The organism is Nocardioides sp. zg-1308 (assembly GCF_013155375.1).
In the GTDB taxonomy this organism is placed as follows: Bacteria; Actinomycetota; Actinomycetes; order Propionibacteriales; family Nocardioidaceae; genus Nocardioides; species Nocardioides renjunii.
In genome coordinates, this window is record NZ_JABJQY010000002.1 from 1,159,138 (window position 1) to 1,170,783 (window position 11,646).

Genomic DNA, 11,646 nt, shown 5'->3' on the forward strand with positions numbered 1-11,646 from the left:
CATCGTTAGAACGCAGGAGAGAACCCCACATGACTGAGACCCCCACCGGCACCGGAGCCGGCGGCTTCGGCTTCGGCGACGAGCGCATCCAGCCGATCGAGCTGCAGACGCTGATGCAGCAGTCCTACATCGACTACGCGATGACCGTCATCGTCGGGCGCGCGCTGCCCGACGTGCGCGACGGGCTCAAGCCCGTGCACCGGCGCATCCTCTACGCGATGTACGACGGCGGCTACCGCCCCGACCGCGGCTTCTCGAAGTGCTCGCGCGTCGTCGGTGACGTCATGGGTCAGTACCACCCCCACGGCGACTCGGCCATCTACGACACCATGGTCCGCCTCGCGCAGCCGTGGGTGCTGCGCGCGCCGCTGATCAACGGTCAGGGCAACTTCGGCTCGCCGGGCAACGACTCCGCCGCGGCCATGCGCTACACCGAGTGCCGGATGGCGCCGCTGGCCATGGAGATGGTGCGCGACATCGACGAGGACACCGTCGACTTCCGCCCCAACTACGACGGTCGCTCGCAGGAGCCGACCATCCTGCCCTCGCGCTTCCCCAACCTGCTGGTCAACGGCTCCGCCGGCATCGCGGTCGGCATGGCGACCAACATCCCGCCGCACAACCTCCGCGAGATCGCCGAGGGCGCCACCTGGGCGCTCGAGCACCCCGACGCCACCAAGCAGGAGCTCCAGGACGCCCTGCTCGAGCGGGTCAAGGGCCCCGACTTCCCCAACGGGGCGCTGATCGTCGGTCGCCAGGGGATCGAGCAGGCCTACCGCACCGGGCGGGGGTCGATCACCCAGCGCGCCGTCGTCGAGATCGACGAGGACGCCAAGGGCCGCACGATGCTGGTCATCAGCGAGCTCCCCTACATGGTCAACCCCGACAACCTCGCGCTCAAGATCGCCGAGCTCGCCGACTCGGGCCGGATCCAGGGCATCTCCGACGTGCGCGACGACACCTCCTCGCGCACCGGCCAGCGCCTGGTGATCATCCTCAAGCGCGACGCCGTCGCGCGCGTGGTGCTCAACAACCTGTTCAAGCACACCGAGCTGCAGTCGAACTTCTCGGCCAACATGCTCGCCCTGGTCGACGGCGTGCCCCGCACGCTGAGCATCGACGCCTTCATCTCCCACTGGGTCACCCACCAGATCGAGGTCATCCAGCGGCGTACGCGCTTCCGCCTCGCCGAGGCCGAGCGCCAGGCCCACGTCTACCGCGGTCTGGTCAAGGCGCTCGACGCCCTCGACGACGTCATCGCGCTCATCCGGCGCAGCCCCGACGTCGAGGAGGCCCGCACCGGCCTGATCGAGCTGCTCGACATCGACGAGGTGCAGGCCAACGCCATCCTCGAGATGCAGCTGCGCCGCCTCGCCGCCCTCGAGCGCCAGAAGATCATGGACCGCCTCGCCGAGCTCGAGCGCGTCATCGCCGACCTCGAGGACATCCTGGCCAACGAGCCCCGCCAGCGGCAGATCGTCTCTGACGAGCTCAAGGAGATCACCGACAAGTACGGCGACGACCGCCGTACGCAGATCATCGCGGCCGACGGCGACCTCTCGATGGAGGACCTGATCCCCGACGAGGACCTCGTCGTCTCGATCACCCGCGGCGGCTACGCCAAGCGCACCCGCGCCGACCAGTACCGCCTCCAGAAGCGTGGCGGCAAGGGCGTGCGCGGCGCGACCCTGCGCGGTGACGACGTGGTGCAGCACTTCATCGCGACCACCAACCACCACTGGCTGCTGTTCTTCACCACCGCCGGCCGGGTCTACCGCACCAAGGCCTACAACCTCCCCGAGGCGGCCCGCGACGCGAAGGGCGGCCACGTCGCCGGCCTGCTGAGCTTCCAGCCCGACGAGGACATCGCGCAGGTGCTGGCGATCCGTGACTACGAGCAGGCCCCCTACCTCGTGCTCGCCACCCGCACCGGGCTGGTCAAGAAGACCAAGCTCGGCGACTACAACAGCCCCCGCCAGGCCGGCGTCATCGCGATCAACTTCCGCGAGGAGGACGACGAGCTGATCGGCGCCGAGCTGGTCAACGGCGACGACGACATCCTGCTGGTCTCCCGCAAAGGCCAGTCGATCCGCTTCAAGGCCGACGACGAGCAGCTGCGGCCGATGGGTCGCGCCACCGGTGGTGTGCGCGGCATGAAGTTCCGCGACGGCGACTCGCTCCTGTCGATGTCGGTGATCCGGGCCGCCCAGGTGGCGGCCGAGGAGGCCGTCGAGGGTGACGCCGCCGACTCCGACGAGGTGAAGGAGCAGTACGTCTTCACGATCACCGACGGCGGCTTCGCCAAGCGCAGCCGGATCAGCGAGTACCGCCTCCAGACGCGCGGCGGCATCGGCATCAAGGCGATGTCCCTGGCCAACGAGGACCGCGGCGGCCTCGTCGGCGCCTTCATCGTGGAGGAGGACGACGAGGTCCTCTCGATCACGAGCGGCGGCCAGGTCGTGCGCAGCCCGATCGACGCCAACTTCCGGCCCACCGGCCGCTCGACGATGGGCGTCAAGTTCGTCGCCCCCAAGTCGGGCGACTCGGTCGCCGTCGTGGCCCGCTCGGTGGAGGCCAAGATCGCCGAGGAGGTCGAGCAGCTCACCGCCGAGACCGCCGAGGCGGTCGAGGCCGAGGCCCGCGAGGCCGCTGCCGAATCGCCCGACGTGGTCGACGATGCAACAATCGACGGTGAGGACGCTGTCGAGGCGCCCGCCGACGAGAGCACCGAGGAGTGAGTGATCCCGTGTCGGAACGCACCGCGACTCCCCGTCGTACGTCTGAGGACGAGCCTGCCAAGCGGTCCCTGACCGGCCGCCTGCAGGACACGCTGTCCAGCGCCGCCGAGGAGCACCGCGCCAACGCGGGGCCATCGGGCGCCAAGGGCAACCGCGCCCGTCGTGAGCCGGGACGCCAGCCCCGCCGTGCCCGGCTGCGGCTGACCCGCATCGACCCGTGGTCGGTGATGAAGACTGCCTTCCTGCTCTCGGTCGCCTTCGGCGTCGTGACGTTCGTGGCGATCTTCATGGTCTGGTCGGTGCTCGGCGCCGCCGGCGTGTGGGACTCGATCAACTCCGCCGTGGCGAGCATCGTCGAGGGCGACAGCGGCAACTCGACCTTCGACGTGACCGACTACGTCGGCATGTCGCGCGTGCTCGGCTTCACGCTCCTGGTGTCGGTGCTCGACGTGATCCTGCTGACCGCGATCGCCACCCTGACGGCCTTCCTCTACAACCTCGCCGCCGCCCTCCTCGGCGGCATCGAGGTGACGCTCGCCGAGGACGAAAAGTGATCCCGACCCTCGATTGGCACCGCCCGACCGGGGTCAGGTAATCTTCGGCGTCGCTGCTGCTGCAGCGTGCGGGCCTATAGCTCAGACGGTTAGAGCGCTTCCCTGATAAGGAAGAGGTCGGAGGTTCAAGTCCTCCTAGGCCCACTCCACCCGCATCACCTTCGTCCGATCGCCGCGATCCCGAGGAGAGTCCCGTGAAGAAGCTCCTGCTGGTCGTCCTCGCCGCCGCCGGCGCGGCCCTTGCGAAGAAGAAGATGGACGAGGGCAAGAACGAGCAGGCCCTCTGGGCCGAGGCCACCGACAACGTCGACCGGGCCTGACGCTCAGTCGTTGTTCGCCGCCGCTCCTCCGTGAGTGGTCGGCACACCAGGGGCCTTGGCGCAATTGGTAGCGCACCTGCTTTGCAAGCAGGGGGTTAGGGGTTCGAGTCCCCTAGGCTCCACCAGAGAAACCGCAGGTCATCCTGCGGTTTCTTGCATTTCTCTACCGTTCCGGTCGACTTCGAGATCGGCCGCTAGGGGGACTGGTGGGGGAAGCGGGCGGCTAGCTTCTCCGCGAACGAGCTGCGAAGCTCACGCCCGTGGACGGGTATCGGCGGCACGTGAAGGCCGCGATCCCGCGCGAGCACTCCCAAGAGGTTGATGAAGTCGACGCGTTGGCGGAGCGCCTGCGCGGACATATCCACGACACGAGCGCGGAGATCGCAGCGATTTACGTCCATGGAGCCAAGAGCCTGGCGGTGCAGGCCCACTTCGCCAAGCTCCTGCGGCTCGAACTGGGGTTCGGCGAGGAGGTGGTGCTTACGCCTCAAAGCGGCTTCGTGACGCAGGCCCGGCCGGACTTCTTCTTCCGCTTGGGGTTAGGGCGCGGGGTGATCGCCGAGGTGGAGCGCGGGGGAACCACCACGAACAACCACGATCTCAAGGACCTGTGGAAGGCGCACCTGTCGCCGGATTCGCATCATCTGTTCCTGATCGTCCCGTGGAACAACTGGAAGGCGGACGGGTCGGCCCGGGAGCGACCTTTCCAAGTCGTAGCGAGGCGTATCGGGGCGTTCTTCGGGGACCCACGCAGAGAGATCGACGTCCTGAGCGCCCACATCTTCGCGTATTAGCTGTGATGCCTGTGCGCATGCGCGTCGCCAGTCCCGTGAGACCCCACACCGGAGTAGTTGCACGAGTGCGGCGCTTCCCCTGACCTCAGAGAAGAGTGGCATTAATCTGCTTTCTGTCACGACGTGGGGAAGGGCCAATCGGGTGGAACTGAGTGCGCAGGAACGAGCCTTGCTCGAGCAACTGGAACTGCTGATCCGGCAGGGCCGATCGGAGACTGAGGCCGCCGCAACGCTCGCGGTGATCCTCCCTGGTCAGGACGAGTTGCTCGCTCGCGTCGTGGCCTTCCGTCATGAGATCGCCGAGCAGCGCCGAACCATGGCTTGGAACAATGCGATCTTCGACCCAGAGGACGATGGCGGACCTTGGTACGGAGGACCCACGTCGATGGACGTGTTCTGGCCACGGCTCAGGGCCAACCTCGAAGCGGACCCGTCATGGGCCGCCGCCGTCCCGAGTCTGGACGAGGCGTCGACCGACATCGTCGGTCTGCTGGCCGACCCACACAGCCCGACGATCCGGACCCGAGGACTGGTCCTCGGATTCGTGCAGTCCGGCAAGACCGCCAACTTCACCGCCACCATAGCGAAGGCCGCCGATTCCGGCTACCGGCTCTTCATCGTCCTATCCGGGGTGCACAACTCGCTCCGCAGGCAGACGCAGCTGAGGATCGATGAGCAACTGGTCGACGAGTTTCCCACCCGATGGGTGGGCCTAACCGATGAGCATCGTGACTTCGGCAAGCCTGTCAAGGCGCTCCCGCTGCTGGCTTCGCCCGACCTCCGCCTGATCGCCGTCGTTAAGAAGAACGTCTCCCGACTGACCAACCTGCGGGACTGGTTGAGGGAGGCCCAGAAGCACGGCGGCCTGGATTCCTGCCCCATCATGATCATCGACGACGAGGCCGATCAGGCGAGCCCCAATGCGGCCAAGGATCCGGAGCTGGACCGTACGCGGATCAACCAGCGGATCACCGAACTGCTCGAGCTGCCGAGGGTGGCCTACGTCGGTTACACAGCGACCCCGTTCGCGAACGTCCTGGTCAATCCCGCCGACGAAAGCGACATCTACCCCCGGTCGTTCATGTACTCGCTGCCGAAGCCGGCAACCTACTTCGGCTCTAGGGAGCTCTTCGGACAACAGGTCTCCGAGGATGAGGAGGCCGAGTCCGACGCGGCTCACGACATGATCCGCATCGTGCCGACGACGGAGGCCGAGCGGCATGCAACCAAGAGGCTGATCTCAGAGGGCGTCGAGGTCACCCACGAGCTCGGGCAAGCCATCACCTGGTTCGTCCTCGCCACCACGGCGCGTCGCGTCCGTTCCGGCGTCGCGAAGCACTCCAGCATGCTCATCCACACCACGATGCGAGTGGCGCCTCAACTCGCCTACATCGATCCGATCCGGACCTTCGTCAAGCAGCTCGGTGTCGATGTCGCTGCCGGCCGTACCGACCTCCTTCGCCGCAGGTGGGAGGAGGAGATCGCCAAGGAGCCAGCGCATCGGCACGGTGTCGAGCCGGTGACCTTCGACCAGCTCGAGAAGGAGCTGCTCGCCACGATCGACGACGTGAAGGTGTTGGCGGACAACGGTCTCTCCACGGATCGCCTCGTGTACAGCGACGAGCCCGCCACGGTGATCGCCGTGGGCGGTAACACACTTTCCCGGGGACTAACTCTCGAAGGACTGATCTCTTCCTACTTCCTGCGCAGCTCCAACACGTACGACACCCTCCTCCAAATGGGCCGGTGGTTCGGATACCGCCCCGGTTACGGAGACCTGCCTCGCATCTGGACCACCCAGGACCTCGCCGACGACTTCGAGTTCCTCGCCGACGTCGAGGACTCCCTCCGAGCCGAGATCACTCGCTACCGGACGATGGACGGCGCAACCCCAGCAAGTCTTCCCGTGCGAATCCGACTGCACCCGAAGATGCAGGCCACGGCCAAGGTCAAGATGAACTTCGCCGTCCAAGGTGAGGCCTCGTTTAGCGCACAGAGGCCGCAGACGACCTACTTCGCCCACCGTGACGAGAAGATCATCGCCGCCAACCAGAAGGCCGCGGCATCGCTACTCACCGCCGCCACAGCGGCGGACGCCGTTCCCGACCGGCAAGAGAGCCGGACGGTCCTCCGCGGTGTTCCGGTCAGTCTGATCCGAGACTTTATCGAGGGCTACAAGTTTCACGACGACAGTGAGATCACGTCCCAACTGGTCGTCAAGTACATCGACGGACAGCTGAAGCACGGGGCCCTCGATCGCTGGAACGTCGTCGTCATGGGCGTGAAGAACGCTAAGAGGACGATCCCCTTGGGTCTCGCCGACGACAGCCCTCTGATCAGTCGATCCAAGCTGTCGCTGTCGAGCACGCAGCGGCGCGCGGTGATCGGAACCCTGATGTCGAAGCCCGACCGTGTGGCCGACCTCGTACCAGCGGCCGACGTCCGGCGCGAGACCCCTGACACCGAGCTCCAGAAACTACGGGATGACGACGGGCGCGGGCTGCTGGTGCTTTACCCCATCGACAGGGACTCTCTGCCCAAGAAGGGTGCGGACAACCGTGAACCACTTGAGGCAGTCGACCACCTGATCGGAGTGGCCCTCTGCTTCCCCACCGCCGGGTCCGGCACAGAACCCGTCAACACCATCCAGGTCGCACTTACGGAGCAGTCCCAGCACGAAACGGACGAGATGGACGAGTACCAAGACACCGAGGGGTCGCAGGACGAGGTGAATCTCGGTGACCGGTAGAAGGGACCTCGACGGCATCTGGACGGTCCTGGCTTCCAGACCGCCCGCGGCCGGTGTCGTCACCGCGCCGACTGGCTACCGCGTCTCGGCGGGAGACCTGTTGGCCGGCATCGACAGCGAGGGCAGAAGACACCTGCTCATCCCACTGAGCGCCGGCGAAGCGGCACGGACGGATACCAAGGGACGCGCGGTGCACCTCGCGCGCATCGCCGAGGGAGGGTTGCAATACCTCACAGTCTTCTGCCGGCTCCCAGAACTGCACCGCGTGTTCACTCAGTTCTGTCGAGAACTGGTCGAATCGATCGAGGACGCCGCTTCCCCCGCCCGAGAGGCGTCCGCCGCGTTCGACCGGTGGCGTGCCCTCTTCTCCGAGGCAGAGCAGCACGATCAGTTGAGCGACGAAGCACTGATCGGGCTCATGGGCGAGCTCGTCGCTGTGGAACGCATTCTCGGCCACGGCGCGCCTCCGGATCTCCGGTTCTGGGTGGGACCCCACAGCGACCTGCACGATCTCCGCAGCGCGACCCACGCCATTGAAGTGAAGGCCACCCTCGCGCGTGAAGGCCGGATCGTGGCCATCTCCAGCATCGATCAGCTGCAGGAGCCGGAAGGATCGGACCTGGTTCTGCTCCACCTGCGTTTCGACCGCGACCCCGGGGGACTTAATCTGACGGAGCTCATCACCCGCGTCCTGGCCGCGGGCGCCCATCGACCAGAGCTCGAACGGCGCCTGCGCGAAGTCGGCGCCGACCCCCACGACCTCGCGACCTACGGCGCGCGCAGATTCCGGCTCACCGACATGCGCGCCTATGACGTCGGCGGACCGGCGTTCCCACGGCTCGTCCGGTCGGACTTCGCGATCGGCGATCTCCCTCCGGGCACTCTTCGTCTCAGCTACTCCATCGACCTCACGAACGAGCCCCCCATCCCGCTGAGCGACGCGCTCGTCGACGAAGTACTCGCCTCGCTAGCTGAGGAGGTCGCCCATGCGATGGATTCCTGAACCCAAGCCGCCCTCGGGAGGGCTCGCCGCGGAGGGCTTCTACAAGCTCCTCGGTCGACCACGGCTTGACCCACTGACCGTTCTCGTCAGGGAGACGGCGCAGAACAGTTGGGATGCCCGCCTCCGGAACGGACGTCCGGTCGTCTTCAGCCTGCAGGGCTGCCAGCTCGACGGACCCGAGCGCGCGGCCCTGGTGGACGAGGTGTTCGTACAGGCGGACCAGGCGAAGGGAACCAACCTCGCCCCAGCCCTGGCAGCCCCGGACCTGATCGGCCTCTATATCTCCGATCGCAACACGAAAGGCCTGGGCGGTCCCCTGCAGGCCGACCAGGTCAATCCGACCGGCACCTACGACTGGGTCGACTTCGTCCTCAACGTCGGCGAGGCCAACACCCAAGGTCACACGGGGGGGACGTACGGTTTCGGCAAGACCATCTCCTACGTGGTCTCCGGCGCCAATGCGATCGTCATCCACTCGCGCACCATGCACCAGGGTCGTCTTGAGACCCGCCTCATCGCCTGTGCCATCGGTGAGAGGTTCACGCGTGGCCAGAAGCTGTACACCGGCCGTCACTGGTGGGGGGAGAGCGGCGGCGAGGTTCCTATCCCGGTCACCGGCCGTGAAGCCGAGCGGATCGCAGACCTGGTGGGCATGCCGGCGTTCGAGGGGGACGAGACCGGCACCAACATTCTGGTGGTCGCCCCGGACCTGGGCGGACGCTCGCCGGAGCAGGCGATGACGTTCGTGGCCGAATCCGTTACCTGGCACCTGTGGCCGAAGCTGACGCCCCGCCGGGGCAAGCGGGCGATGGACATCTACGTCACCTGGAACGGCGAGGAGGTGACCATCCCCGCACCGCAGGACCGACCACCCCTTCACGGGTTCGCGCAGGCCTTCCAGGCCCTCCTGGACGAGGATGCGCCCGATGCCACACTCGGCCTCCGACTGGACGACATCCGCTGCGGCAGGCCCCGAGCGGACGTGGGTGTCCTAGCGACGGTCCCGCTCATCCACAGGGACCGGGTCACCGTCGACGACGGTTCGGACCCCGAGGACGGCGAGGCCCCGCAGCCGGCGGCCGCCATCACCGGCGTCTGTCACCACGTCGCACTCCTACGGACCCCGGAGCTCGTCGTTGACTACCTCGAGGGCCCACCGCCCCCCGAAGGCGGGACGGAGTGGGCCGGCGTGTTCCGGGCGAGCGACGAACAGGATGCCCACTTCGCTGCGGCAGAGCCACCGACGCACGACTCGTGGAACCCCGAGCTCCTCCCGAAGAGCTCCGGGCGGACCATCGTCAACGTCGGCCTCCGCGAGATCAAGGCGGCGCTCGAGAACCGTTGGGCACCCCGCAAGAAGCCGGCGCACGTGGACGTGGCCAGCACAGCCCTCGTCGCCGACGAGCTGGCCCACTTGGTGGGGGCTGTCGACGGTCGCGGTAGAGGCCGACGTCGCAAGGACCCCACGCCGTCTAAGCCCGGTCCTGCGCGTCCGAAGGTCGACTTCACTTACTCATCGCCGATCGAGCTGGCGGACGGCCTAGGCACGCTCGCGCGGGTGCGCGTAAGTCCCGCCACCGCCTCGAAAGGGACCACCCTCCGGTTCAGCGTGGCGGCTGCCCTCGACGGCTCCTCGGCCGACGCGAACCTCGACCCCGACCTGGCCTTCTTCGAGGTGCGGGTCGCAGGGCGGTCCGTCGAGGTCGAAGGCAGGTCGGGTCTGCTGACACTCGACAACAAGGGACCGTTCGAGGTCGAGCTCGTCGCCAGCCGCGGGGCGGAGACGACCGTCCTCTTCGACGTGGAAGCAGATTCCGTTCGATGAAGCGCCCGATCGTTCCGTTCCGCACGCCGCCCTCAGAGGCCATCAGTCACGGCGATTGGCTCCTCAGGTCCATCAACGGCGACGTGCCGCTTCCCAAGGAAGTGCCGCACTGGGACTACCAGACCGTCCTGGAACTCGCCGCGCCCGTCTCGGTCGACCGCAGAGCGGTGACCGATGCCTGTCGCATCGACTTCGACAGCGGACTAGCGGTGTTGGTGATGGCTAGGTCGAACCACACCAATCAGGAGACCGTGGCAGCACGACTGGATCTGCCCATGAGCGAACGGTTCGATCTAGCCGTGGACATTCGCCTCGCTGGGGCGACCCTGGGCGGGCGCCTCACTCTCGAGACGCTGCTCGTGGCCACCGCCCCCCGCCCTCAGGACCGACTCGCCCCACAACACCCCGGAAGCATCCTCTGGCGGAGCAGCTCGTGGACCGATCTCGAGGGCGTCGGGACCCAGTTCCCCACAGACACCCTCGATTTCAAGGCGGTCGGCCTGGATCCCGAAGCGGGATGGCAGTTCAAGATCGACCTGACGGACCCCGAGGCACGTTTCATGTCCACTGCCCGCCTGACGCTGAACGCCGGTCACCCAGCCATCCAGCGGCTGCTGAACGGATCCAAGGACGAAGGAACCGAACAGCTGCTCAGGAGTCTCCACTGGGACGTGACGCGTCAGATGGTGCAGAGCGCTCTGGAGTGCGAGGAAGTCATCGGGCTCGACGTCGACCCGGAGACCACGACGACCGCGGGGGTGCTGCGCAACCTCCTCGCGCGGATCTGGCCCCTCGAGAGCCCGTCGACCTTGCAGGGCTGGCGCCGGACGGACCCGGCCCGGATCGAAGTTCATCTCCAGCACCACTCGAGGCTCCTGAAATGACACGTTCGACCCTTCTCTATCCGCGCCTACCCCGCGCCGTGGCCAAGGGACTGATCCTTGAGAGGGCTGGGGCCAGCCTGTCCGAGTTGCGTGACCTCGCGACGGTGAGCCACCCAGACGCAGAGCCTTCGGCCACCGGAGGTCATCCGGTCGACAGCGAGAAGCTGCGGGAGATCCAAGGGACCGTCCGCCGCGTCGCTCAGCAGGCGGGCTACCCCGACCCCTTGGGCGGATCAGCCCAAGGCTTCGACCGCCCGTGCGGGACAGCCCTCCTGTCGCTCATGGACATCGTTCCGGCGGACGCGGCGGAAGAGGGAGTCTGGTCCTTCCTCACGCTCGTGCTGGTACCCGAGATTGGGCCGTGGCGATTCCCAGCAATGGCCGAGGAGCGACTCATCGGTCAGCCGCGCAACGTGTTGCGACGAACATGGTGGCGTGCTTGGGCCCTCGGACCGGACCTGAGCCGAGCACCCGAGGGATGCGAGCCACTCGGCGAGGACGAGTCCGTCCAGATCATGGAGCGTCCGTCACTCGGCGGGAACCGTCGAACGGCCGGCGCCCTCCAAGCCGCCATCTGGCGCGCAGAGCTGGGTGGCCTGGCGACGCCCCGGTCGGAACTGATGCGAGAGCTCGCCAGACGGCTGAGGGCCGTGAAGTCTCACATCGCCTTGGACAGCCTCGACGACGAGTCCCTCGCCCGGCTCCTCGACGGCCTCTGTGCGGAAGCGATGAAGAGCACGGGATGACGTGCGGCTCGCCGCGCGAACGATGTCGGTGAC

Annotated in this window: 9 protein-coding genes and 2 tRNA genes; all 11 read left to right on the top strand. The window is 67.1% G+C overall.

The genetic code is table 11. The features are described from left to right. Positions 1 to 29: 29 nt before the first annotated feature. The gene (gyrA, locus tag HN031_RS07360; RefSeq protein WP_172268325.1) at positions 30 to 2,738 is read left to right on the top strand and encodes a DNA gyrase subunit A; all 2,709 of its coding nucleotides are present in this window, start codon (positions 30 to 32) and stop codon (positions 2,736 to 2,738) included. A gap of 8 nt (positions 2,739 to 2,746) precedes the next feature. After that, on the top strand, positions 2,747 to 3,292 hold the full coding sequence (locus HN031_RS07365; RefSeq protein ID WP_322920639.1) for a DUF3566 domain-containing protein: 546 nt from the start codon (positions 2,747 to 2,749) through the stop codon (positions 3,290 to 3,292). Positions 3,293 to 3,362: 70 nt separating this feature from the next. Further along, positions 3,363 to 3,436, top strand: a tRNA-Ile gene (locus HN031_RS07370). Between the two features lie 50 nt (positions 3,437 to 3,486). Beyond that, on the top strand, positions 3,487 to 3,612 hold the full coding sequence (locus tag HN031_RS21035) for a DLW-39 family protein (protein ID WP_216652076.1): 126 nt from the start codon (positions 3,487 to 3,489) through the stop codon (positions 3,610 to 3,612). Between the two features lie 49 nt (positions 3,613 to 3,661). After that, positions 3,662 to 3,737 (top strand) — tRNA-Ala (locus tag HN031_RS07375). A 156-nt stretch (positions 3,738 to 3,893) separates the two neighbouring features. After that, a complete protein-coding gene (locus tag HN031_RS07380) occupies positions 3,894 to 4,406 on the top strand; it encodes a hypothetical protein (protein ID WP_216652077.1) in 513 nt (170 codons plus the stop codon). A gap of 169 nt (positions 4,407 to 4,575) precedes the next feature. Beyond that, positions 4,576 to 7,155: a Z1 domain-containing protein gene (locus tag HN031_RS07385; protein WP_172268334.1), complete on the top strand. Its 2,580-nt coding sequence runs from the start codon at positions 4,576 to 4,578 to the stop codon at positions 7,153 to 7,155. Next, on the top strand, positions 7,145 to 8,158 hold the full coding sequence (locus HN031_RS07390; protein ID WP_172268337.1) for a PD-(D/E)XK motif protein: 1,014 nt from the start codon (positions 7,145 to 7,147) through the stop codon (positions 8,156 to 8,158). The genes HN031_RS07385 and HN031_RS07390 overlap by 11 nt, the downstream gene beginning before the upstream one ends. After that, positions 8,142 to 9,983 carry a hypothetical protein gene (locus HN031_RS07395; RefSeq protein WP_172268340.1) on the top strand — a complete coding sequence of 614 codons (1,842 nt, stop codon included), beginning with the start codon at positions 8,142 to 8,144 and terminating at the stop codon, positions 9,981 to 9,983. The genes HN031_RS07390 and HN031_RS07395 overlap by 17 nt, the downstream gene beginning before the upstream one ends. Then, complete coding sequence (locus HN031_RS07400) at positions 9,980 to 10,867, top strand: hypothetical protein (protein WP_172268343.1); 888 nt, start codon at positions 9,980 to 9,982, stop codon at positions 10,865 to 10,867. Before HN031_RS07395 ends, HN031_RS07400 begins: the two co-directional genes overlap by 4 nt. 38 nt (positions 10,868 to 10,905) lie before the next feature. Then, on the top strand, positions 10,906 to 11,613 hold the full coding sequence (locus HN031_RS07405; RefSeq protein ID WP_172268346.1) for a hypothetical protein: 708 nt from the start codon (positions 10,906 to 10,908) through the stop codon (positions 11,611 to 11,613). Positions 11,614 to 11,646: the final 33 nt, after the last annotated feature.

Bases quoted from the DNA above. Each gene is read 5' to 3' on its own strand.
- gyrA (WP_172268325.1), top strand. From the start codon at position 30: ATGACTGAGACCCCCACCGGCACCGGAGCCGGCGGCTTCGGCTTCGGC.
- HN031_RS07395 (WP_172268340.1), top strand. From the start codon at position 8,142: ATGCGATGGATTCCTGAACCCAAGCCGCCCTCGGGAGGGCTCGCCGCG.
- HN031_RS07400 (WP_172268343.1), top strand. From the start codon at position 9,980: ATGAAGCGCCCGATCGTTCCGTTCCGCACGCCGCCCTCAGAGGCCATC.